General features: G+C 60.7%; 23 protein-coding genes and 1 pseudogene. 16 read left to right on the top strand and 8 right to left on the bottom strand.

The genetic code is table 11. The features are described from left to right. The first annotated feature begins 54 nt into the window (after positions 1-54). From FHT92_RS29815 to FHT92_RS03025, 3 genes and pseudogenes are all read left to right on the top strand, one after another. Positions 55-369: pseudogene (locus tag FHT92_RS29815) on the top strand (hypothetical protein). Positions 370-499: 130 nt separating this feature from the next. After that, positions 500-898 (top strand): PilZ domain-containing protein, encoded by a 399-nt coding sequence (locus FHT92_RS03020; protein ID WP_183744483.1) that lies wholly within the window; start codon positions 500-502, stop codon positions 896-898. 94 nt (positions 899-992) lie between these two features. Then, complete coding sequence (locus FHT92_RS03025) at positions 993-2,105, top strand: pyridoxal phosphate-dependent aminotransferase (protein ID WP_183822423.1); 1,113 nt, start codon at positions 993-995, stop codon at positions 2,103-2,105. Positions 2,106-2,262: 157 nt separating this feature from the next. On the opposite strand, the gene FHT92_RS03030 is transcribed toward FHT92_RS03025, so the two are convergent. Beyond that, a complete protein-coding gene (locus tag FHT92_RS03030) occupies positions 2,263-2,532 on the bottom strand; it encodes an SEL1-like repeat protein (protein WP_007821684.1) in 270 nt (89 codons plus the stop codon). Positions 2,533-2,963: 431 nt separating this feature from the next. On the opposite strand from FHT92_RS03030, the gene FHT92_RS03035 reads away from it, so the two are divergent. From FHT92_RS03035 to amn, 3 genes are all read left to right on the top strand, one after another. Continuing rightward, the gene (locus tag FHT92_RS03035; protein WP_183822425.1) at positions 2,964-3,302 is read left to right on the top strand and encodes a DUF2147 domain-containing protein; all 339 of its coding nucleotides are present in this window, start codon (positions 2,964-2,966) and stop codon (positions 3,300-3,302) included. Between the two features lie 131 nt (positions 3,303-3,433). Beyond that, positions 3,434-3,613, top strand: coding sequence for a hypothetical protein (locus FHT92_RS03040; protein WP_183823807.1), 180 nt, complete (start codon positions 3,434-3,436; stop codon positions 3,611-3,613). A 71-nt stretch (positions 3,614-3,684) separates the two neighbouring features. Then, complete coding sequence (gene amn, locus FHT92_RS03045; protein ID WP_183822427.1) at positions 3,685-5,187, top strand: AMP nucleosidase; 1,503 nt, start codon at positions 3,685-3,687, stop codon at positions 5,185-5,187. 38 nt (positions 5,188-5,225) lie between these two features. Here amn and FHT92_RS03050 read toward each other — a convergent pair whose 3' ends face one another. Continuing rightward, entirely contained in the window at positions 5,226-5,393 is a 168-nt protein-coding gene (locus tag FHT92_RS03050; protein WP_183744493.1) for a hypothetical protein, read from the bottom strand. A gap of 155 nt (positions 5,394-5,548) precedes the next feature. Between FHT92_RS03050 and FHT92_RS03055 the strand changes: the two genes are divergently transcribed. From FHT92_RS03055 to FHT92_RS03070, 4 genes are read left to right on the top strand one after another with little or no spacing between them, the layout of a single operon-like run. Next, positions 5,549-5,899, top strand: coding sequence for a YciI family protein (locus FHT92_RS03055; protein WP_183744495.1), 351 nt, complete (start codon positions 5,549-5,551; stop codon positions 5,897-5,899). Between the two features lie 12 nt (positions 5,900-5,911). Further along, positions 5,912-6,271, top strand: coding sequence for a YciI family protein (locus FHT92_RS03060; protein WP_183822429.1), 360 nt, complete (start codon positions 5,912-5,914; stop codon positions 6,269-6,271). 2 nt (positions 6,272-6,273) lie between these two features. Next, entirely contained in the window at positions 6,274-6,633 is a 360-nt protein-coding gene (locus FHT92_RS03065) for a YciI family protein (protein ID WP_183822431.1), read from the top strand. A gap of 10 nt (positions 6,634-6,643) precedes the next feature. After that, complete coding sequence (locus tag FHT92_RS03070) at positions 6,644-7,879, top strand: RNA polymerase sigma factor (protein WP_183822433.1); 1,236 nt, start codon at positions 6,644-6,646, stop codon at positions 7,877-7,879. On the opposite strand, the gene FHT92_RS03075 is transcribed toward FHT92_RS03070, so the two are convergent. Both FHT92_RS03075 and FHT92_RS03080 read right to left on the bottom strand, forming a co-directional pair. Further along, entirely contained in the window at positions 7,874-10,255 is a 2,382-nt protein-coding gene (locus FHT92_RS03075; protein WP_183822435.1) for a DNA/RNA non-specific endonuclease, read from the bottom strand. The genes FHT92_RS03070 and FHT92_RS03075 overlap by 6 nt on opposite strands. 89 nt (positions 10,256-10,344) lie before the next feature. Then, positions 10,345-11,304 (bottom strand): lysylphosphatidylglycerol synthase domain-containing protein, encoded by a 960-nt coding sequence (locus FHT92_RS03080; RefSeq protein ID WP_183744506.1) that lies wholly within the window; start codon positions 11,302-11,304, stop codon positions 10,345-10,347. An 80-nt stretch (positions 11,305-11,384) separates the two neighbouring features. Between FHT92_RS03080 and FHT92_RS03085 the strand changes: the two genes are divergently transcribed. Further along, on the top strand, positions 11,385-12,395 hold the full coding sequence (locus FHT92_RS03085; RefSeq protein WP_183744509.1) for a glycosyltransferase family 2 protein: 1,011 nt from the start codon (positions 11,385-11,387) through the stop codon (positions 12,393-12,395). A gap of 2 nt (positions 12,396-12,397) precedes the next feature. Beyond that, a complete protein-coding gene (locus FHT92_RS03090; protein ID WP_183822437.1) occupies positions 12,398-13,888 on the top strand; it encodes a glycosyltransferase family 39 protein in 1,491 nt (496 codons plus the stop codon). Here the strand turns inward: FHT92_RS03090 and FHT92_RS03095 are convergent. After that, the gene (locus FHT92_RS03095; RefSeq protein ID WP_183822439.1) at positions 13,885-15,252 is read right to left on the bottom strand and encodes an aspartate aminotransferase family protein; all 1,368 of its coding nucleotides are present in this window, start codon (positions 15,250-15,252) and stop codon (positions 13,885-13,887) included. The two genes, FHT92_RS03090 and FHT92_RS03095, sit on opposite strands and share 4 nt — an antisense overlap. Positions 15,253-15,327: 75 nt before the next feature. On the opposite strand from FHT92_RS03095, the gene FHT92_RS03100 reads away from it, so the two are divergent. Beyond that, positions 15,328-16,674, top strand: coding sequence for a glutamine synthetase family protein (locus tag FHT92_RS03100; RefSeq protein ID WP_183822441.1), 1,347 nt, complete (start codon positions 15,328-15,330; stop codon positions 16,672-16,674). Between the two features lie 102 nt (positions 16,675-16,776). Here the strand turns inward: FHT92_RS03100 and FHT92_RS03105 are convergent, their stop codons facing one another. Further along, a complete protein-coding gene (locus FHT92_RS03105) occupies positions 16,777-17,721 on the bottom strand; it encodes a diacylglycerol/lipid kinase family protein (protein ID WP_183744518.1) in 945 nt (314 codons plus the stop codon). A gap of 307 nt (positions 17,722-18,028) precedes the next feature. Here FHT92_RS03105 and FHT92_RS03110 point away from each other — a divergent pair, with 307 nt between their 5' ends. Beyond that, entirely contained in the window at positions 18,029-19,249 is a 1,221-nt protein-coding gene (locus tag FHT92_RS03110) for an MFS transporter (RefSeq protein WP_183822443.1), read from the top strand. Here FHT92_RS03110 and FHT92_RS03115 read toward each other — a convergent pair. After that, entirely contained in the window at positions 19,217-19,618 is a 402-nt protein-coding gene (locus tag FHT92_RS03115) for a winged helix-turn-helix transcriptional regulator (protein WP_183822445.1), read from the bottom strand. The two genes, FHT92_RS03110 and FHT92_RS03115, sit on opposite strands and share 33 nt — an antisense overlap. A gap of 105 nt (positions 19,619-19,723) precedes the next feature. Between FHT92_RS03115 and FHT92_RS03120 the strand changes: the two genes are divergently transcribed. Both FHT92_RS03120 and mgtE read left to right on the top strand, forming a co-directional pair. Continuing rightward, entirely contained in the window at positions 19,724-20,737 is a 1,014-nt protein-coding gene (locus FHT92_RS03120) for a zinc-binding alcohol dehydrogenase family protein (RefSeq protein WP_183822448.1), read from the top strand. A 316-nt stretch (positions 20,738-21,053) separates the two neighbouring features. Beyond that, complete coding sequence (gene mgtE, locus FHT92_RS03125) at positions 21,054-22,427, top strand: magnesium transporter (protein ID WP_183822450.1); 1,374 nt, start codon at positions 21,054-21,056, stop codon at positions 22,425-22,427. Positions 22,428-22,806: 379 nt separating this feature from the next. Here mgtE and FHT92_RS03130 read toward each other — a convergent pair whose 3' ends face one another. Beyond that, on the bottom strand, positions 22,807-23,328 hold the full coding sequence (locus tag FHT92_RS03130) for an Lrp/AsnC family transcriptional regulator (RefSeq protein WP_183822452.1): 522 nt from the start codon (positions 23,326-23,328) through the stop codon (positions 22,807-22,809). Positions 23,329-23,396 lie beyond the last annotated feature (68 nt).

Genomic DNA, 23,396 nt, shown 5'->3' on the forward strand with positions numbered 1-23,396 from the left:
CGATCCTGAAGGCAGGCCATGGCACAGAAGGGACAAAGCGGGAGATCGAAGACGATGAAGACAGCGCTCACTGCCTGCGCCGGCTGCCTCGACGCCCGCACGTCCTACGGCGATCAATTAGGCAAAGGGATGCCTCCCTAGCCGAACCTTGGAGTGGCGCTTCTCCATGGTGCCATTTTGGGACTGGCGGCTTACCGCCCCTGCAACATCCCTCGTTTGTCGACACGAAAGGACTGGCCGCTCGCCATGAGCCTCTGGTGGATATTGTTTAGGCGAACCTTTCCGGTTGCGCCCGATGCCTGCGAGGGCCATTGCTCGCAAGATTGCCGGCCTAACGTCCGCCGGTTTATTCCCAAGAGGGTACAATAGATGTGCCGCTACCGCACAAATCTCAAACTCGTTAAAACTGTAATTTTATATTTGACGAATGTGAAAAGCATTCGTGTGAGCCTCTCCGTCGAACAGCCCGAAATTTGAACTGTCTGACGGAGAATGCGAAATGGAAATGCTCCGCGCAACGCACCTCGCCACGGTGAAGTCGGCTGTCTACGACATTCGCTGGGAGGAGTTCAACGTCAAGCGGCCGGCCCGTATCGTCGCCGTTCGTCCCTGCCTGACCGGAATTTCGATACGCAGCGCCGAAATTCTCGAGATTTCCCAGGGCGGCGCGACCTTCGTCGTGTCCACCACGGCCGGCCTGCCCAAGCATTATTACCTGAACATCCTGGGGCTTGCCTATCGCATCGGCTGTGCCGAGGTCTACCGCCATCACGAACGCATCGGTGTTCGCTTCATCAACCTCATCGAACTGGATGTCCTGCGCAAGGTAGTGCGCGCCGACTTCATGATCGGCAATACCGAAGCGATCGACGCGCGCCGCAACGGCAAGCGCGTCTGAGCAGTCGCGAGCGTGAAATAATCTTGCTTGCCTTGGCAAAGCGAGAGCCTATTGTTGCGCGGCTTTTTCAACAGTTTCGGGAAATTGCCCTCGCATGTCTGCCTTCTCGCGCTTCACGCCGCTCGCCAGCGCCCTGCCCTCCACCGTTCCTTTCGTCGGCCCCGAAGCCATCGAGCGCCAGCGTGGCCTGAAGGTCAAAGCGCGCATCGGCGCCAATGAAAACGGTTTCGGCCCGGCTCCCTCGGTCATTACCGCCATGCGGGAACAGGCCGGCGATATCTGGAAGTACAACGATCCGGAAAACTACGCTCTGCGCGAGGCGCTCGCCGCCCATCTCGACGTGACACCGGCCAATATCGCCATCGGCGGCGGCATCGATGAATTGCTCGGGCAGATCGTGCGGCTGGTGATCGAGCCCGACGGCACCGTCGTCACCTCGCTCGGCGCCTACCCCACCTTCAATTTCCACGTGAACGGTTTCGGTGGCCGGCTGGTCACCGTTCCCTATGCCGGCGACCGCGAGGATCTCGACGCGCTGCTCGATGCGGTCAAGCGCGAGAACGCACCGCTCGTCTATTTCGCCAATCCCGACAATCCGATGGGGAGCTGGTGGGATGCCCAAGAGATCGTCGCCTTTGCGCGCGCTTTGCCGGAGACCTGCCTGATGATCCTCGACGAAGCCTATAGCGAGACCGGCCCGGCCTCGGCCCTGCCCTCGATCGCCTCCCTCATCGACCTGCCGAATATCGTGCGCACCCGCACCTTCTCCAAAGCCTATGGTCTTGCCGGCGCCCGCGTCGGTTATGCCATCTCGACGCCGGGTACGGCGCAGGCCTTCGACAAGATCCGCAACCATTTCGGCATGAACCGGCTTGCGACGGTCGCAGCGCTCGCAGCCCTCAAGGATCAGGCCTATCTTTCCGAAGTGATCGGGAAAATCCGTGCCGCGCGCGACCGGATCGCTGATATTGCCAGGACGAATGGCTTGCAGCCGCTGGTATCCGCCACCAATTTCGTGGCCGTTGATGCCGGGCGCGATGGCGCTTACGCGCGGGCGATCGTCGACGGATTGATGGAACACGGTGTCTTCATCCGCATGCCGGGTGTGGCGCCACTCAACCGCTGCATTCGTGTCAGCGTCGGGCCGGAAACGGACATGGCGCTGCTCGAAGAGGCGCTGCCGCTGGTGCTGAAGAAGCTCGGCTGAAAACGAGTAAGCCAAAACGGTAAACCGCGGCCGGCAGAGGACAAGCCGGTCGCGGTTTCCTACTCCTGACATCGGCCCCGTCCAAGGTGCCCCGCCAGCTCCCCTCTTTGAGGTTGTTATTTTGCTCTTGTCGGTTTGTTACCGCAGGGGGACGATCTTAGTGGATCGTCATCCATTCGCGGGCGGCGCGGAGCGCTTCGGCAAGCTGCATCTTGCTCATCGAAGCGGCCACATCGGCGCGCAGCTCGGCGGCGCGGTCGTTGCCCTTGATTGCGGCGATGTTCAGCCACTTGTGAGCGGAGACGAGATCGATCTCGCAACCACGGCCGGTCGCATACATCAGACCCATTTCGCAGAAGACATCGGCGCTGTTGTTTTCGCCACCCATGGTGGCCATTTCAGCATTGTGCATTTCAAAGCGTGCCATCGGTTCTATCCCTGTTTAGCCTGTTAAGACGTACCCTGTTTTACCTTTGGGCCTTGCCATCTTCTGCGGCTTCCGGCCTCTCCGGTCCGGCGGGTTTGCCCCGCTCGTTTGATGGGTTCACTATGCCGAACGGCTTTCAAAAAACGCCTAAAATGCATGATTAATTTGACGCAAACAAAGTGCAAATGCTTGGTAAAATTGGATTTTTGTTAAACATCGGAATCCCTGCGAATTAAGGATTTTTGCGCACCTTTTACGAAAAATTCAGATTTGGAAATTGAGGATCTGTTCACCATGAAATCAGCATCGATCAGGCCATCAGCAGAAAAAACCTCGCGCGGAGGCCGGATTTTTGGCCCTTCCCGCAACGTATTTACCTTTACGTTCGCGTCAGTTATTTTCGCGCCATTTCATATCTCATGGAGGAAGAGATGATCCGTACCCTCGTTCTTGCCGGCGCAATGGCACTCGTGGCAGGCCTTGCGCAGGCAGATGAACCGATTGTCGGCAACTGGAAGACCCGCGCCGGCGATACGGCGGTGATTGCCCCCTGCGGCGGGGCATACTGCATCACACTGAAGACCGGCAAATATGCCGGCAAGAAGATCGGCAGACTGTCCGGCGCTGGCGGCAGCTATAGCGGTGAGATCACCGATCCCGCCGACGACAAGACCTATAGCGGCTCGGGCAGCATCTCCGGCGGCTCGCTCAAGATGCAGGGCTGCGTGATGCAGGTCTTCTGCAAAACGCAAACCTGGACCCGTCTCTGAAACACTCAGGCAGGCTCAGAGAACCTTAGCCGGCCTCAGAAACTGAACGCAAAATGAACCGCCATCTCAGCACCCGTTCAGCCACGTCATGGCAAAACAGCACCATGAAGGGCGTATATCGGGGTAAGGACGTGGACGTGTTCATTCTGGCGAGACGGTTTACAATCATGACGCTGTTTGCGGCGATCTTCGCGATCTCTTTTTCGGCAGTCGTCGTGCGCACCGGCGGTGGCGGCGCACAGCAATCGCATTTCGGCGCGAACTATACGTGCCTGGAAAGCAACGGCGGCTACTGCACCGTCATCCGCTGAGACCCGGAAAAATCTGGGTCTCAGCCTTCGAGCGTCGTTTGCTTGTTAAAAACGACTCTCTATAATGCCTCATGAGCAAACGAATATATCCCCTGTCCGCTTTCGACATTTCGTCCCCTACCCCTTTCGAGCCGCAAGCCTTCGATGATCCGGCAAAAGCCGTCGAAGTTTTGACTGATCTCTACGAGCGCAACACCTCGTTCCTGATCGACAGCTTCACGAAGCTCGCGCAAGGAGCGCCGGTCACCTCCCGTTACCGCGCTTTCTACCCGCAGGTCAGCATCGAGACGGCGAGCTTCGGTCACGTCGACTCCCGCCTCTCCTATGGTCATGTGACGGCACCGGGCGTCTATACGACGACGGTCACGCGGCCGAGGCTCTTCAAGCATTATCTGAAGGAGCAGCTGCTGCTCCTGATGAAGAGCCACAACGTGCCTGTCGTCGTGTCCGAATCCTCCACGCCGATCCCGCTGCATTTCGCTTTCGGCGAAGGCGCCCATGTGGAAGCGTCTGCGGCGGCTTTCGTCGATATTCCGCTGCGCGATCTCTTCGATACGCCTGACCTCAACACGACGGACGATGAGATCGCCAATGGCGAGTATCTGCCGCCGCCGGGCGAGCCCTCACCGCTGGCGCCATTCACCGCACAGCGCATCGACTATTCGCTCGCCCGCCTGTCGCACTATACGGCGACGGGTGCCGAGCACTTCCAGAACTTCGTGCTGTTTACGAACTACCAGTTCTATATCGACGAGTTCTGCTCCTGGGCACGCAAGCTGATGGCAGAAGGTGGCGAAGGCTATACGGCCTTCGTGGAGCCCGGCAATATTGTCACGCTGGCAGGATCGAGCGTTCCGGAAACGGATGCCGCACTTGCCCGCCTGCCGCAGATGCCGGCCTATCACCTCAAGAAGAAGGGCCATGCCGGGATCACCATGATCAATATCGGCGTCGGCCCGTCCAACGCCAAGACGATCACCGACCACGTGGCCGTGCTGCGCCCGCATGCCTGGTTGATGCTCGGCCATTGCGCCGGCCTGCGCAACAGCCAGCGGCTCGGCGATTACGTTCTGGCGCATGCCTATATGCGCGAAGATCATGTGCTCGACGACGACCTGCCGGTCTGGGTGCCGATCCCGGCACTTGCCGAAGTGCAGGTGGCGCTCGAGGCTGCCGTTGCCGAGATCACCGGCTACGAAGGCTTCGAGCTGAAGCGCATCATGCGCACCGGCACGGTCGGCACGATCGATAACAGAAACTGGGAACTGCGCGATCAGGCAGGCCCGGTGAAGCGCCTGTCGCAGGCCCGCGCCATCGCGCTCGACATGGAATCGGCAACGATCGCCGCCAACGGCTTCCGTTTCCGCGTGCCTTACGGAACGCTGCTCTGCGTTTCCGATAAGCCGCTGCATGGCGAATTGAAGCTGCCTGGCATGGCGACCGCCTTCTACCGCACGCAGGTTAACCAGCATCTGCAGATCGGCATAAGAGCAATTCAGAAGCTTGCCGCCATGCCGCCGGAAGCCCTGCATTCGCGTAAGCTGCGCAGCTTCTTCGAAACGGCATTCCAGTAAGATATCGAGGGCAGCCCAGCAGCCGGGCTGCCTTTTATCTAGGCGCTTGCGGCGAGCTGCAGCGCCTGGACAAGGCCGGCAAGCGCGGCGAGCGCGATCACGGTCCTGACCAGCACCTTCATCACCTCGGCATTCTCGAGCGGCGGCATCTTGCGTGCACCGCGTGTGACGATCAGATGTGCTATTCCGAATTCAAGCATGCTCATTGCTCCATCTCCTCGATGTGTTTCGACGGAGCCTTGTCGAGTGTTGTCTCGATCTTTCGACACGCAGGCCGCTAAAAAGATATTTTTCTTCCCTGTCGAAAAGCGCTTACGCTGTTCGTCCAAGGGCTGTGAAAGCACTGCGTGGAGGATAAGCAATGAAATATCTTTGCCAGGTCTGGTTCGACGGCACGGCGCTGTCGGCCATGTCTCCGGAAGAGAAGAACAAGCTCGACCGGGATTCGCTTGCCTATGACCGCGATCTTGCCGAGAGCGGTCACATGATCGTTGCCCAGGCGCTGCAGTCGCCACAGTCGGCGGTCACGGTCAGGGTGCGCAGCGGCGAGATGTCGGTCACCGACGGCCCCTTCATCGAGACGAAGGAAGCGCTCGGCGGCTTCATCCTGATCGACGCCAAGGACCTCAATGACGCTATCCGTATTGCCGCCGGCATCCCGCTGGCAAAGCTCGGCGCGATCGAGGTTCGCCCTATCCACGAATTCGGCTGAGGAGGTCATATCGTGAAGTTTCTGGGTCAGATCTGGTTCGATACCGAGAAGAGCAAACGCGTCCCCCGCGAGGAGTGGGATGCACTCACGCAGGAATGCATCGTCAGCGATGATCACTGGCGCGCCAGTGGCCATATGCTGAGCGCGCTGGCGCTTTACGAGCCGGAGCAGGCAGTGACGCTCAGGATTCGCAACGGCACCGTTGCCGCGACAGACGGTCCCTTCGCCGAAATCAAGGAGCATCTCGGCGGCTTCGTGGTGATCGAGGCCGGGGATATGGCGGAAGCACAGTCGATCATTTCCACCTTCCCGATCCTCAAATATGCATCGGTCGAAATCCGGCCGGCCTATTCAATAAGGGATGGGAGATAGCCATGCGCTTCGTCTGCCTCATCTATAATTCCGCCGATGTGGACGGCACGCTCAGCCAGGCCGAAGGCGACGAACTCGTGAGGGCGCATTTCCACTATGACGAGGAGCTCGAGCGCAAGGGCATCATGATTCACTCCGATGCATTGGAAGGTCCGGGCAGTGCCTCGGTGCTGAGAGTGCGCCATGGCATTCTGTCTTCGACCGATGGCCCCTATGTCGAGACGAAGGAACATCTGGCCGGCATCTACATCATCGAGGCGGCCGATCTCGAAGAGGCGCGCAAAGTCGTCGCGGGCATCCCAAGCGTCCGGGTCGGGTCGATCGAATTGCGGCCGGTGAGAACGCTCACCCTGCCGCAGTGAGGATAGGCACTTGGACCGGGTAATCGAGGACGTCTATCGGCAGCACTCGCGCCGTGTGCTCGCAACGCTAATCCGGCTGCTCGGCGATTTCGACCGGGCGGAGGAAGCGCTGCACGACGCCTTTGCGGCGGCTGCGCGGACATGGCCGGTCGATGGCATGCCAAACAACCCGGTCGCCTGGCTGGTGTCCACCGGCCGCTTCAAGGCGATCGATCATCTCAGGCGGCGGGCGCGCTTCAATGCCTCGCTGCAGCATATCGAGGACGGGCTTTATCCTGGTGGCACGGAAACGGAGATCGGCGACATGGAACCGATCGAGGACGACATGCTGCGGCTGGTCTTCATCTGCTGCCATCCGGCGCTTCCGGCGGACGCGCAGACCGCCATGGCGCTGCGTGAGGTCTGCGGGCTGACGACGGAAGAGATCGCGCGCGCTTTCCTCGTGCCGGCGCCGACCGTCGCACAGCGTATCGTGCGCGCCAAGAACCGGATCAAGACCGAGAAAATCCCTTATGAAGTGCCTGTCGGGGCGGAGCTGTCGGAGCGGCTCGACCGGGTGCTGCATGTGATCTATCTCGTCTTCAACGAGGGCTATTCGGCATCCTCGGGCAACACGATCGTGCGCGCCGACCTGACGGCCGAGGCAATCCGGCTGGCGCGGCTACTGGCAACCCTGCTGCCGCATCCGGATATCGCAGGTCTGCTGTCCCTATTGCTCCTGCAGGAGTCGCGCCGTGCTGCCCGGCAGGATGTCGATGGCGCATTGGTGTTGCTTGCCGATCAGGATCGCTCACGCTGGGATCGAAGCAAGATTTCAGAGGGGCTTTCGCTGCTCGCAAGCGCCATGCGCGCGCCTGAGATCGGCATCTATACGGTCCAGGCGGCCATCGCGGCGGAGCACGCGAAGACCGGCAGATCAGAGGAAACGGACTGGCGGCGCATCGCCTTCTATTACGACCTGCTGATTGCCGCCCATCCCTCTGATATCGCCGAGCTCAACCGCGCTGTGGCGATCGCCATGTCCGAAGGCCCGGAAAAAGGACTGGAGCTCGTCGATGCCATCATCGGCAAGGGAGAACTGACGACCTATCACCTGGCGCATTCGGCGCGGGCAGATTTTCTGCGGCGGCTCGGACGACGCGACGAAGCGATCGAAGCTTACGAGACGGCGCTGAGCTTCTGCCGGCAGGAACCCGAGCGGGTTTTTCTGCTCAGGCGTATCGAAGAGCTCGTGGCTTCCTTATGACGCACGCGTGCGCCGCGGCCGCGCCCTGCCCGCCCGGCCTCTGCCTGATGGTGTTCCGGAGGGTGGCGGCTTCAGATCAGCGGGGTCGAGGGTGATCGCCGGTGTGGCTGCCCGGCCGGCGCGAATATCGGCCGTGCGAAGCTGATCGCCAAAATCGAGCTTCGTCAATGCCTCGATCTCCTCGACGCTCGACAGGAATTCGGAAACGCGCGCCAGTTCTTCCTCATCGCCAAAGGCTTCCGGTCCGAGGGCTTCGGCGGAGATCGCCTCCGGCATGATCTGCAGAACCGGCTTCTGATCGGCAAGCAGAGCGATCGCGCGCAAGCTGTCGCGATCGCTCCAGACGGCGATCTTCCAGAAGCGCAGCGGCACCTTGCTGGCGAAGCGATATGGCGGATCGGCTTCGTCGAAGACCGGGCCGGCAAATACGCTCACACGCTGCTTCATGGTCACGGCGTTTCGCAGCACATATGTTTCCACGGCCCGCCAGCGCAGCTTGCCCTTGGAACCTGGCCGGTCGAGCGCGCTGCCCTGATTGAAGAAGCCAACCTGCGGAGCTGCATTCGTATAGAAGAACGTGTCGCGTTCCGCGGCCAACGCTTCTGTCTCCGAACCCCATGCCGGGTCGCCGCGCAGGACGATATGTCCTTTCTGGAAGATGCGCGCCGTGCGCTCCGGCGATTTCGTATCGAGAAAACCCTTCACGATCTGCTTCTCGTAGAATGGGCGGTTCATCTGTTCCTCAAGCAGGACGCGACGGTCCGGGCGGAAGTCGTCGCTTGCCTCTGCGCCATCCGCGCCGATGGATTCGACGCCAAGATCCTTCAGCGAAGGCTCGTCGATGACGGTCTTGTCCTCGCGATTGATTGCCTTGATGCGTCCGCCATCGATATTGACGGCAGTGAAACCGCAGAGACGACGGTCGGCATTCATGACGATAGAGAAATGGTGATAGGGCAGTTCGTTCGGATCGCCGCCAGCCGGCGGGATCTGGTTCTTGGCGGGGCGCCATCCCGTGCCGCTGAAATCGGGGAGCGGAATGCTGTGTCCCGGGACGAAGCCCGGCTCGTAGCCACCGCGATCGCTGAAATCCTCCGTCTCCCAGCTGGCGGCTTCGGCCGCACCACCCGTCAAAGGACCAGTCTTCAGGCGAGGTTGGCCGCCACCCGTCCGCTCCACGACAGGCGGGGCGGCCAGCGGCGCACGCACGCTGATTTCGATCGGAAAGGTCCAGGTTACCGAGCCGTCCGGATTGTGTCGTGGATTGGGTGCTTCCGGCTTTGGGATGGAACCCTGCGGACCCTCCGGGATCCTCTCTTCCGTCAACTTCAGCGGCGCACCTATCGCATTGGTTTCCGGGCGCCGCGCACTGTCCCATGCAGCGAGCGCGCGGCGCACAGCCTCTGCTGCGGCGCCGGCAAGCCTTGCTTCGCGCAAATACCTGACGATGGCGCTGATGCGAATGCCTTCGTTGATCTCGCGCGCCAAGGGCTTGCCATCTGTGCCCATCACCTCCAGCCAGGGGCCACCCCAGTGATGAAGGGCGATCGGCTCCCATTCATTGTTGAAGACCGGCGAACCGGAAGAGCCCTGTTCGGTATCGGCGACATAATGCAGAACCTGCTGGGTCTCGTCGCGGGCGACGAGATGGTTCTCGCGCAGCACCAGTTCCTTGAACCGCCCATCGGGATGCTGGATGACGTTGGCGATCTCCCCGAGCATATGCTTGTCGCTGGCATCGGAGAGCGGAATGAAGCCGAACTCTTCGAGGCGGCGGGTGCCTGATCGTCGGTGGCCGATGCCGATCAGCGTAAAATCCAACCCCTCGATACCGTCGGTCACGAAACAAAGCGCGGGATCGAACAGGAAAGACGTCGGATTGCGCGCCCGGCCGGCAACGTCATACTCGTAATCGAACTGAACCTGAAACTTGCCGGAAGCGGCCGCCGATTCAATCACATGATGATTGGTCAGCAGAAGGTTGGGCGCGACCAGAAAGCCGGTTCCCTGCGGTCCTTCGTTCAGGAAGGCGATACGGCCGACCGCATCAGCGGCCCGGCGGCCCCGCTCCAGAAAGGAAACGCCGACGAAATCGAGCGTCGATCCAAGAATGGCTTCCGGCCCCGGCATTTTTTCGGCGCGAACACCCTTATCCCTGGCGATCATGTCGATCGCCGACGATATCAATCCCGCTTCTTCGCGGCTGAGACCGGCCTTGACCTGCAGTCTGTCGATGCGCCTCGTCGTCTGGGTCTCGGCTGCAAGCGGGTTGCCCTCGGCGATCTGCGTCAGCGAACGCTCGATCTCCGGCTTCATCCGTCGCAGGCGGCTACGGACGACATTCTCAACTTCTCCGAAAGTCCGCAGATCCACCATGAAGCCCCTCCCTCGTCATGGAATTCCAGCGAAATCAGAAACTATCGCAATCTCACGTTGTTAATATGACAGAATTTGCGGAGATGTCGTCAGGCTTTTCGGCGGCCGAGCGGAAGCGAGATGGCGGTCCCGGTCAGGGCCGAGACTATGATGAGCAGATGTGCGTTGACGCTTGCCTGGGCCAGCGCATCCAGCGCCATGCGTTCGCTCGATGCGCCGAAGGCGACCGCACCGGCGGTGATACCGGCGGGATAGGTGCCGACGCCACCGGGCGCGTGGACCGGAAGGACGGAGGAAAGCTCACCGCCCAGCGCGCCGCCGAAGCTTGCGGCCATCGGCATGACACCCATCAGGCCGAGTGCCCAGGCGAGCACCAGCACCTTCACCAGCCAGTTGACGATTGTCATCGCCCAGGCGCGGCTGAAGGCAACGGCATCGAAAGGCAGCCCATTCTCGATTTCGTGAAGCAGCACCTGCGCCTTGCGCGGCAGAAGTTTTGCACCGAGGCGCAGCAGCGGCTTGCGGGCAGCGAAGGCAAGGACCGGCAGGAAGAGGAATATGACCCAGACGAGCCAGGCAAGCGCGGCATTGGAGGCGGCCACAGCAAAGCCGAGGCCGGCGGCAGCGAGCAGCGCATGCAGGTCCAGCAGCCGCATGACCAGCAAGGCGGAAGTGCCGCGCGTCAGGGGAATGCCGAATTCCGTGCGCATCAGCACCGGAAAGCTGGTCTCGCCGGCGCGGAAGGGCAGCATGATGTTCAGAAGGTTGTGGATCTGGGTGACGCGGAAGAGCGTTGCAAAACGGCCCGCCGTCTCCCGTGGAAAATAATCGTAGATGCGCCATGTACGCAGGAAATAGGTGCTGGTCAGGAGTATCAGTGCGCCGATGACCGGACGCGGGCCGACAGCGGCCCATTGTTCCAGTATGACCGGCCAGCCCCAGAACCATTCGATGAAAAACGCATAGGCTGCGACGATTGCGACCGTCAGAAGGCTCATGCGATTGCGCAGAAACCAGGATTGCCCGCTTTCAACACTCGGGGTCTTCATGTATCAGGCTTCCTAAGTTTGGCTGCGGCGGCTGGTTTTCATCGGTCTTCCATTGCCGCGCCTTTTAGGAGAAATGAAAGTTGCAGACAACGGTAGAGTCCATTCGCGGTGCGAATGATCAGGTACAACCGCTCGAACTATCGCTGGTCGTTCCTGTCTTCAACGAAGAAGACAGCATCGGCCCGCTCGTCGAGCGTATAGCCGCGGCCATGACCGATTATCCGCATCGCTGGGAACTGATCCTCGTCGACGACGGCAGCACGGACGCAACGCTCGTCAATGCCCGCAAGTTCGTCAACCGCGAAGGGCTGGCGCTGCGCATCGTCGAGCTGCAGCGCAATTTCGGCCAGACCGCCGCCATGCAGGCCGGCATCGATACCGCGCAGGGACGGCTGATCGCCACCATGGACGGCGACCTGCAGAACGATCCGAAGGATATCCCTTCCATGGTCTCGGAGCTGGAACGGCGTGAGCTCGATCTGCTCGTCGGCTGGCGCAAGAACCGGCAGGACGGGCTGCTGCTGCGCAAAATCCCTTCCTGGTGCGCGAACTACCTCATCGGCCGCATCACCGGTGTGAAGCTGCATGATTATGGCTGCAGCCTGAAGATCTACCGCGCCTCGATCATCAAACAGGTTAAGCTGATGGGCGAAATGCACCGCTTCATCCCAGCCTGGGTTGCCGGAGTGGTGCCGAGCTCGCGCATCGGCGAAATGGCCGTCACCCATCATGCGCGGCAGCACGGCACCTCGAAATACGGCATCTCACGCACCTTCCGCGTGATCCTCGACCTGCTGTCTGTGATGTTCTTCATGCGCTACAAGGCGCGTCCGGGCCATTTCTTCGGCTCGCTCGGCCTTGGCCTCGGCGGCCTCGCAGCGCTGATCCTCCTCTATCTCGGCTTCGACAAGTTCATCATGGGCAACGATATCGGCACACGACCGATGCTGATGGTCGGCGTCGTGCTGCTCTTGTCCTCGGTGCAGATGATCACCACCGGCATTCTGTCTGAAATGATCGCCCGGACCTATTACCGCGACGATGCCTCGCCGAATTACATCGTGCGCCAGATCTTCTCCCGAGAAAGCTGAACGTGAAGAGCCTTTTCAGCCGCCGGCCACATCTGATCCTGGCGGTACTCGGAGCCTATTTTCTGCTCCACCTGATCGTGCGGCTCAGCATTCCCAATGCGCTGGAGCTCGACGAGGCGGAGCAGATGCTGCTCTCGCAATGGTTCGCTTTCGGCTATAATTCGCAGCCGCCCTTCTACAACTGGATGCAGTACGGCATGACATCGCTCGTCGGCGTGTCGCTGTTTTCGCTGTCGTTCCTCAAATGCACCATGCTGTTCCTCTCCTACGTCTTCTACTGGCTGACGGCGCGGTTGACATTGAAGAACAGCAGCCTGGTGGTGGTGGCGACGCTCGGCCTGCTCACCGTGCCGCAGGTCGTCTTCGAGGCGCAGCGCGATCTGACGCATTCGGTGGCGACGATCTTTGTCGGCTCGCTGTTCCTCTACGGCTTTTTCCGAACGCTGAAGACGCCCTCGGCAATCTCCTATGCCATCGTCGGCATCGCGACCGGCATCGGCATGATATCGAAGTATAATTTCGCGCTTCTCCCCGCCGCCGCTCTGGTCGCCGCCCTCGTCGACACCGATTTCCGCAAGCGGCTCTTCGACTGGCGGCTAATCCTGACAATCGTCTTGTCAATCGCGATCGTTCTGCCGCATGCGCTCTGGTTCCTGCAGCATCTCGACCTTGCCGTCGATCGCACGCTGCACAAGATGACCGGTGAAGAAGATGGCTTTCTGTCACAGGTAGCGACCGGCTTTTTCCGCTTCATCTCCGCGATGATCGGCATCGCCGGCCTCTCGGTCGTCATCTTTCTGGCGCTCTTTGCCAAATCGTTGCCGGCAATGTGGCGTGCGTCCAGCCACTGGACAAGAATTGCGGGTCGCATCCTGCTGATCGAGATCGGCGCCATTGCGCTGATGATCCTGCTTGCCGGCGTCGACAACGTCGCCGACCGATGGCTGACGCCGCTGTTCCTCATCCTGCCGCTCTATATCTGCATGAAGGCCGAAAGTGCCGAAGTCGATGCAGGGGCGCCGCTGCGCAAATCGATCGCTGTCGGTGGTGTCATCATGGGTGCAGTGCTGGCCGTGCTCGCCATGCGCGCCTATTATGGCCCGCTCTTCGGCAAGTATCAGCGGCTGAACATCCCGTACGCGAGCTTCGCCGAGACGATCCGGAAGGACATCGGCGGCGAGCCGGGGCTCGTCGTCGGATACGATCCGCATTTGGACGGCAATATGCGGCTGCAGATGCCCGGCACCCCGGTACACTCCTATTTCTATCCGGACTTCAAGCCGACGTTCCAGCTCGATGCGAAACACCCCGTCGTTTTCGTCTGGCGAGATGACAAGGGCAAAACGCCCCCTGCCTGGCCAGATTACTATTTCAAGGACGTCATCGCGCAAAATGGCTTGAAGCAGCCAGAAATCCATGTCGTGAGCCTGCCCTATATCTACGGTCGGCCTGGCGACACCTATCAGTTCGCTTACGCCGTCGCCTATCCCTAGGCTCGCAACTCCTTCCAGGCAGCATCCAACGCAATCCTGGCGATACGCGCCATCTCGTCGACCTCCTCATGGCTGATGACGAGCGGCGGGGAGGCCAGCATGCGGTCGCCGGTGGCGCGCAGAACGAGGCCGTTTGCGAGAGCATGATTGCGCACCAGCGCACCGATCGGATCGGGCTTTTCGAAGCGGGTGCGGGTCTTCTTGTCAGCGGCGAGCTGCAGGCCACCCATCAAGCCGATGCTTTGCGCCTCGCCGACGAAATCGTGTTCGGCAAGTGCGCCCCATTTCTTGGCGAAATAGGGGCCGATATCGTCGCGCACACGCTCGACCAGCTTCTCCTCCTCCAGGATGCGCAGGTTTTCAAGCGCTGCGGCAGCGCAGACCGGGTGGCCGGAATAGGTGAAGCCGTGGTTGAAGTCGCCGACCTCGTTGATCAGCACGTCGGCAATGCGGTCGCTGACGAGCACGCCGCCGATCGGCAGGTAACCCGAGGAAAGTCCCTTGGCGATCGGCGCGAAATCCGGCTCGACGCCGAAATATTGATGGCCGAACCATTCGCCGAGGCGACCGAAGCCGCAGATGACTTCGTCGGTAACCAGCAGGATGTTGCGCGCCTTGCAGATGCGGTCGATCTCCGGCCAGTAGGTCTCCGGCGGAATGATGACACCGGCCGCACCCTGGATTGGCTCGGCGACGAAGGCTGCGATATTCTCCTCGCCCAGCTCATCGATCTTGGCGTCCAGCTCACGGGCAGCCTTCAGGCCGAATTCGGCAGGCGAGAGATCGCCGCCCTCGCTATACCAATAGGGCTGACTGATATGGACGATGCCTGATATCGGCAGATCGCCCTGCTCGTGCATATATTTCATGCCGCCGAGGCTGGCACCGGCAACCGTCGAGCCGTGATAGCCGTTGCGTCGCGCAATCACCATCTTCTTAGAGGGTTTGCCGGCGGCTGCCCAATAGACGCGGGCCATGCGGAACCAGGTGTCGTTCGCCTCCGAGCCTGAGCCGGTGAAGAAGATGTGGTTGAAGTGCGGCCCGGCCTTGGACGTCACCTTCTCTGCGAGCAGGGTCGCCGGCGGCGAACTCGTGCCGAAGAAAGTATTGTAATAGGGAAGCTCGTTCATCTGGCGGGCCACGGCATCGGCAATTTCCCTGCGGCCATAGCCGATATTGACGCACCAGAGGCCAGCGAAGCCATCGAGATACTTTCTGCCGTGGTTATCGAAAATATGCACACCCTCGCCGCGCTGGATGATGCGCGTGCCTTCGGCATTCAGCTTCTTCATATCGGAGAAGGGATGCAGGTGATGGGCGGCATCGATCGCAGCAAGGTTGGACAGCGGATAAGTATCGGACATGATTGGACCTTTGGATTGAAAGGCTTTGACTGATGGTTTACGAGCTTGGCCTTCTGCGAGAGGATTTTCAAGGTCATGGCGAGCAACGGCAAAGAGGCTGAAGCGGGCGATCCGCGTTTCGAGATTTTGATCGTCGGCATGAATGGCGATCTGCGCGGCAAGCAGCTTCCGCTCTCGGCCGAAAAGAAGGTCTGGGCGGGCGATATCCGCCTGCCGACCTCCACGCAGTCTCTCGATATCTGGGGTGACGACAATGACGATATTACAGGCCTGTCGCTGACGATCGGCGATCCCGACGGCAATGTCATCCCCGACAAGCGCAGCCTGACTCCGGTGCCCTGGGCGCCCGAAGGATCCATGCAGGTGCTCGCCACCATGCACGAATTCGACGGCAGCCGCAGCTTCATGGATCCGCGCGGCATTCTCGCTTCCGTGCTTGAACGCTATGCCGAACGCGGGCTGACGCCCGTCGTCGCGACCGAGCTGGAATTCTATGTGATCGAGGAGAACTGGCGTGAGACGGGCATTCCCTCCCCGCCTGCAAGCCTTACCTATCGCGGCGATCCGAACGGTTTCCAGCTGTATGACATGAGCGCTGTCGATGCACTCGACAGCTATCTTCAGACGCTGCGTGCCTATGCCAAGGCGATGAACCTGCCGGCGGAGGCGACGACGGCGGAGTTCGGCCCCGGCCAGTTCGAAGTGAACCTGCTGCACCGGCCCGATGCGCTGGCTGCGGCCGACGACTGCCTTTACCTGAAGCGCATTGCCGAGCAGGCGGCGCGCAAGCACGGTCTGAAATCCACCTGCATGGCCAAGCCCTATTCGGACCATGCCGGATCGGGTCTGCATGTGCATGCGAGCATCATCGACAGGGATGGAAACAATATTCTCGATGCCAAAGGCGACGAGCCCAAGCTTTTAAAATCGGTGACGGCAGGAATGCTACAGACCATGCAGGAGGCGCAGCTTGTCTTCGCGCCCTTTGCCAATTCCTATCGCCGTTTCCAGCCGGGATCCTTCGCGCCGACCGACCTCACCTGGGGCAGCGGGCATCGCGGCACGGCAATCCGCATTCCTGACAGCAACGGGCCGGCGGCGCGCATCGAACACCGCGTGGCGGGTGCCGATGCCAATCCGTATCTTCTGCTCGCAGCCATTCTCGGCGGCATGCTGCTCGGCATCGACGGAGATCTCGATCCCGGCGAGGAAACGACGCCCGCCTATGCACCACCGGGCGCGAAGCGTCTAACCCATGATTTTCTGACGGCGGTAGACGCCTTCCGGCAGTCGGCCTTCATCGCCAATATCTTCGGCGATAAGTATCGGAAGCTGTATGGCGATACGAAGTATAAGGAAGCAATAGCGTACCTGCGCACGGTGTCGGATTTCGACTATCGCACCTATCTTGCGCGCCTCTAGGGTCGGGCCTCTGGCATCAACTGCCAAGAGCCGCACCTTACCGAAGAACTCCGCAACCGCATTCAGACACATGTCATTCGCCGGCGTCGCTCTCTCTGAGGGTCAGGCCGCCGGCTCGCGCCGCTCTCCCTCCCCTTCTTGTACGGCCAATCCCTGCTTGACAAGGACCTTCAATTCGCCAGGATGCAGCTTGACGGTGACATCACGCTCCAGCGGCAGAAGCTCGCCGTCCATCACGCAATTCGCCTTGGCGCGCAGCTTCGGGAAGTGCAGATGCACCTCGGCCGGGTGCAGGACCATGACCGCATCGTTTTCCCGGAACTTGCCGCGCAGCATGTCGATCGCCAATCGTGCGACGCCGAGCGGTTTCAGCGGTTTTGCCGTGTAGAAGCCGAGTTCGCCGCTGCGCAGATTGTCGGCATAGAGCAGTGCGTTCTCGCCGAAGGGATTGTTCGAGACTGAGATCGCCGAGACGCGTCGGGTTTCTCGCATACCGGCGGCCTCGAAACTCACCTCGAATTCCGGCGGGTTGAACACGACGCCGAAGGCGGCGCGGGTGCTGGCGCGCATTTTTCCAAGACGGGAGCGGTAGCTGTAGGAATTGCGGTAGCGCACCATGCGCGCATGCAAACCGGCGGAAAACTGGTGGATGAACGGCCTTCCGTTGGCGCTGGCGATGTCGACATTGTCCAGTTCACCGAAAGCGAGCACATCGAGGGCCTGCCAGATATCGAGCGGCACTTTCAGCGAGCGGGCAAAGAGATTCATGGTGCCGGCCGGCACGACGCCAAGCGCCACCCCGTTCTTCCAGGCGATGGATGCAGCGGCTGAGATCGTGCCGTCCCCGCCGCCGGCCACGATACCGTCGATATCGTCGCGCCGTGCGGCACGCTCCATGGCGGGAACGATCTCGCTGCCGGAAAAGACGATCGCCTCGAAATCATGCCCGGCATCGCGGAAGACCTCCTCCGCGCGCTTCTCATAGGCCTGCATGTCCGTCGTTCTGAAGGTACCGCCGTCGCGATTGAAAAAGCCGACGAGCCTCATGAGGTGATTGTTTCCTATCCTCGCTGTCCCTGCCCTCAAGAGATGGTTGATGCACCTGCGATTTCAAGCCGGACGGTTTGCCCCGTCACATCGCCGAAACGTAAATATTGCAATGGACGTATGCGGATAGCAGGACGCTGCACTGCAAAAAAAGCACTCGACGCGTTCAGCTTTGCGTTCAATAAATGGAAAACTGGAGGTCACAGCACCTCCACCTCCCGCCATTTCTGCCTGCCAATTCCAAATGACCGGTTCTGCGCTCAACGCCAGCGGCCATTGCCAAGCTTAGACCCTCCGAGGACCGCCCGTGAGCCAGGTTGCCGTCAACGATACCATGGATTCCGAACCGGAGGCAGCCCTGCCCTCGGCCATGACTGTCGCACTGGTGCAGCTGGCGCTCGCCGCCGGCGGCTTCGGCATCGGTACCGGCGAATTCGCGATCATGGGCCTGCTGCCCAATGTAGCCGATACGTTCTCGGTCACGACACCGCAGGCAGGTTATGTTATCAGCGCCTATGCCCTTGGCGTCGTCATCGGCGCACCTGTTATTGCCGTGCTTGCCGCCAAGATGGCGCGGCGCACGCTGCTGCTTTGCCTCATGATGCTCTTTGCTGCCGGCAACCTCCTGAGCGCCGTCGCGCCGACATTCGAAAGCTTCGCAGTGTTGCGTTTTGTTACCGGCCTGCCGCATGGCGCCTATTTCGGCGTGGCAGCGCTCGTCGCTGCTTCCATGGTGCCGGTGCATCGCCGCGCGCGGGCTGTCGGCCGCGTCATGCTCGGCCTGACGGTCGCGACCCTGCTCGGCACGCCGCTGACGACCTTTTTCGGCCAGGTGCTCGACTGGCAGGTAGCCTTTCTCACTGTCGGCATCATCGGTCTCATGACGGTCGCCCTCATCTGGTTCTACGTACCGCATGACAAGGTTGCCGAAGGGGCAAGCGCATTGCGCGAACTCGGCGCCTTCCGCCGTCCGCAGATCCTGCTGACGCTTGGCATCGCCGCCGTCGGCTATGGCGGCATGTTCGCGATGTTCAGCTATATCGCTTCGACGACGACCCAGGTGGCGATGCTGCCGGAAACAGCCGTTGCGCTCATGCTCGTGCTCTTCGGCGTCGGCATGAATGCCGGCAATGTCATCGGCTCATGGCTGGCGGATAAATCGCTGCTCGGCACGATCGGCGGCTCGCTCGTCTATAACATCGTCGCGCTGACGATGTTCTCTCTGACCGCCTCCAACCCCTACATGCTGGGACTCTGCGTCTTCCTCGTTGGCTGCGGTTTTGCGGCAGGCCCGGCGCTGCAGACGCGCCTGATGGACGTCGCAGCCGATGCGCAGACACTGGCTGCCGCCTCCAACCATTCGGCCTTCAACATCGCCAACGCCATCGGTGCGTGGCTCGGCGGCCTCGTCATTGCCTGGGGTTACGGTTTTGCAGCGACCGGCTATGTCGGCGCCGTCCTGTCTTTCCTCGGCCTCTTCGTTTTCGCGGCGTCGCTACGCCTGGAGCTCCGCAGCCGGCGCGTTTAGAGCCTTTGCGATACGCAGTTCCCGCCCCTCCGGACTGCAGAAGACAAATTCATCACCCCAGGCGGCAAGCGCCCGGATGACCGGCTTCAGCGTGGCGCCGAGCGGCGTCATCGCGTATTCGACGCGCGGCGGAACGACCGGGTAAACTGTCCGTGAGATGAGGCCGGAGTCTTCCAGCTCCCGCAGCTGTTTCGTCAGCATGCGCTGGGTGATGGCAGGCAGATGGCGTCTCAGCTCGTTGAAGCGCAAAGTCCTGTCCATCAGGTGGAAAAGGATCACTCCCTTCCACTTTCCATCGAGATAGGTCAGCGTCGCCTCGACCGGGCAGCCGGGGAAATTCTCGATCAGCTTGGCGCGCGGGCGTGACATTTACAGTATCCTTTTTGGTCCTACGTACAGAATTTGTGCATTCTTGCGTTGCCGGAACATAGGTCGCATCTAGCTCTCGTACAATGAACACAGGAGTTTCAAAAGATGCGCGCCGTCGCCTATAAGATCCCACAGCCGATCACCGCCGAAACCTCGCTGATCGATGTCGAACTGCCCACACCCGAGGCCAAGGGCCATGATCTGCTCGTCGAAATCAAGGCCGTCTCCGTCAACCCCGTCGACGTGAAGGTCCGCGCCAGCACGGCGCCGTCCGCCGACCAGTTGAAAGTGCTGGGCTTCGATGCTGCCGGCATCGTCAAGGCAGTCGGCTCGGATGTGACACTGTTCAAGCCGGGCGACGAGGTCTTCCATTCCGGCGTCATCAATCGCCCCGGCTCGAATGCGGAATTCCAGCTCGTGGACGAGCGTATTGTTGGCCGCAAACCCAAAAGCCTCGACTTCGCAGCGGCGGCCGCCCTGCCGCTGACCTCGATCACCGCTTACGAAATGCTGTTCGACCGGCTGCGCGTGTCTGATCCGGTCTCGGGCGCGGCCCCCGCCCTGCTCATTATCGGTGGCGCCGGCGGTGTCGGCTCGATCGCCATCCAGATCGCCCGCGCGCTGACGAATCTGACCGTCATCGCCACGGCCTCGCGTCCGGAAACGCAAGCCTGGGTCAGGGAACTCGGCGCCCATCACGTTATCGACCATTCGCAGCCGATCGCGCCGCAAGTCGCAGCGCTCGGAATCGGCGCGCCGGACTTCATCTTCTCGACCACGAATACGGACAAGCATGTCCCCGATATTGTCGAGGCGCTCGCTCCGCAAGGCCGTTTCGGGCTGATCGACGATCCCAAGACCTTCGATATCGTTCCCTTCAAGCGCAAGGCGGCTTCGGTTCACTGGGAGCTGATGTTCACCCGTCCGCTCTTCGGCACGCCTGACATGATCGAACAGCATAAGATCCTGAACAGGATTTCCGAGCTGGTCGACAATGGCAAGATTCGCACGACGCTGTCGGAGACCGTCGGTACGATCAATGCCGCGGACCTGAAAAAGGCACATGCCATGGTCGAGAGCGGCAAGATGAAGGGCAAGGCGGTTCTCGCGGGATTCTGACGTTTCGCAGGTCGAAAACCGGCCGTTTCCGACGCTCGAAATATTGCGTAAAGGATGCCGACTTATGGTGTCGCGCCAAGGGTGCGGCATTCTGGCGTTAAGCATTTAAGCAGCTTGACTTTTTCCGCATTCGGGACCACCTAGTGTGACACGTGGATGACGTCTGTCGACCACGGATATCAACGGAGCCATCATCACGATGCCAAGCGACAGTAGCAGTCGATTGCCTTTGCCGTACGCGGCCGTCGCGCGCTGACCTGGACGCTCCAGGCTCGCCCATTCGGACGCTACGGCGGATCGACGGAAAGGCGAGCCAATGAATATCAATCGCTTCCCCCTGCGGGCCGGCTATGCCGCCCGTGCCTTCATGAATAACAGCCGTGTCGCCACCATCGCCGAGCGCGTGGAGTCGTTGAACGGACTTGCCCCGGCTGAAGCCGGCCGCATCCTTTCCCGGATGCCGCAGGACTATGCCGTCAACATTCTCGACCGTCCGGAGCTGCGCAATGCGCCGGCCATTCTAGCGCTGATGGACAGCACAGATTCGGCCCGGCTGCTGCACGGCATGTCGAACGACCGCGTCGCCGACGTTCTGCTGGAGCTCGACGTGGATGATCGTGTTCGTCTGTTCTCCAGCCTGGAAGAGCCGGTGCGCGTTGCCATCCAGCATCTGATGGGCTATCCGCCGCGCACGGCCGGCAGCATCATGACGACGGAATTCGTCAGCGTGCCCGACGACTGGACCGTCGCCCAGACGCTGGATCACGTACGCCAGGTCGAACGCTCCCGCGAAACCGTCTATGCCATCTACGTCCTTGACCATAACTCCGGCACGCTGATGCATGTGGTGACGCTGCGCCGCCTCATCACCGGCGAGCCCGATGCCTCGATCCTGTCCGTTGCTCAGAAGGGCACGCCGGTTTCGGCCAATGCACTGATGAAGCAGGAGGATGTCGCACGGCTGATCCGTAAGCACGACCTCCTGGCGCTGCCCGTCGTCGATGACCATGGCATGGTGCTCGGCATCGTCACGGTCGATGACGTCATCGACACGATGATTGCTGATACGACCGAAGCTGCTCAGAAGTTCGGCGGCATGGAAGCGCTCGGCAAGCCCTATATGAAGATCACCTTCGGCGGCATGATCCGCAAGCGGGCGGGCTGGCTTTGCGCCCTCTTCCTCGGCGAAATGCTGACGGCAAGCGCCATGCAGCATTTCGAAGGCGAGCTGGAAAAAGCCGTCGTGCTGACGCTCTTCATTCCACTGATCATGAGCTCCGGCGGCAATTCCGGCTCGCAAGCGACCTCGCTCATCATCCGGGCGCTCGCCGTCGGCGAACTGAAGCTCTCCGACTGGTGGCGGGTGCTGCTGCGCGAACTGCCGACGGGCGTCACGCTCGGTGCCATCCTCGGGCTCGTTGGCATGATCCGCGTTATCTTCTGGCAGACGGCCGGGCTCTACGATTACGGCCCGCACTGGCAATTGGTCAGCCTGACGGTCTTTGCCGCGTTGGTCGGCATCGTCACCTTCGGCTCCATGTCGGGTTCGATGCTGCCCTTCCTGCTGCAAAAACTGCGGCTCGATCCGGCAACGGCATCGGCTCCATTCGTCGCCACGCTGGTCGATGTCACCGGCCTCGTCATCTACTTCTCGGTGGCGCTGCTGATCCTCAGCGGGACACTGCTGTAGGCTCGGCTTCAGATTTCAGGCCGGCCGGCCTGAAATCCTCCGCATCGAGAGCTTTGTTCTGATGCAATTCGGACGAGGTCTTCAATGCCTGCATAGGATGCATAGGATGCATAGGCAGTTTTACACGCTCTATAGGAAATGTCGGATACACATCTGTCATGTCATCATCTGACATTTCCCACACGGCGTACAAAAAATCCTATGCATCCTATGCATCCTATGCAGAGAGCCATTGATCCGGTTCGTTCTGTGCAAGATCAGCTCCATCTCATAGCTTCAACGCATAGCGACGGCGTCGATGCCGATGTGGTCGGCATATTGGGCGGCGTGATCGAGATCGTGGACGACCATGATGGTGGTGCGTCGACTTTCGGGGGCATCAACTGCCTTCGGGCAGCTTCAGCGGTCCATGTGTCTTGATGCTGCGGATAGCGAAATTCGACCTGATATCAGTGACGTTCGGCAGAGTCAGCAGCGTCTCCGTCAGCAACCGCTCGTAGGCGGAGAGATCTTCGACCACCACTTCCGCCAGGAAGTCCGCCGTGCCTGAAATCAGGAAGCAGGAGACGATCTCGGGAATGGCGAGCAGTGCTGCCTGCTGCGCCTCGGAATTCTCCTTGCTATGACGGGCGACCTTGAACTCGACGAAGACGGTGAGACCAAGGCCGACCTCCTTGCGGTCGATATCGGCCGTATAGCGGCGGATCACGCCGAGCTTTTCAAGGTTGCGGATGCGGCGCAGGCAGGGTGACGGTGAGAGGTTCACCTTCTCGGCGATTTCGACATTGGTGGCACGCGCATCCTCCTGCAGGCACTTCAGGATGGCGACATCGAATTTATCGAGATTTGGCATAATTGCGAAACTCGTCGGCATGAATTGGCAGAACATTGCGCGTATCATGTTTTTCGAGTCATAGATAGCAAGGACATGCTTCGGCGCTTGGCGCTAATGTTCTTTTCAACCGGACG

This window comes from Rhizobium sp. BK377, from assembly GCF_014193935.1.
Taxonomy (GTDB): domain Bacteria; phylum Pseudomonadota; class Alphaproteobacteria; order Rhizobiales; family Rhizobiaceae; genus Rhizobium.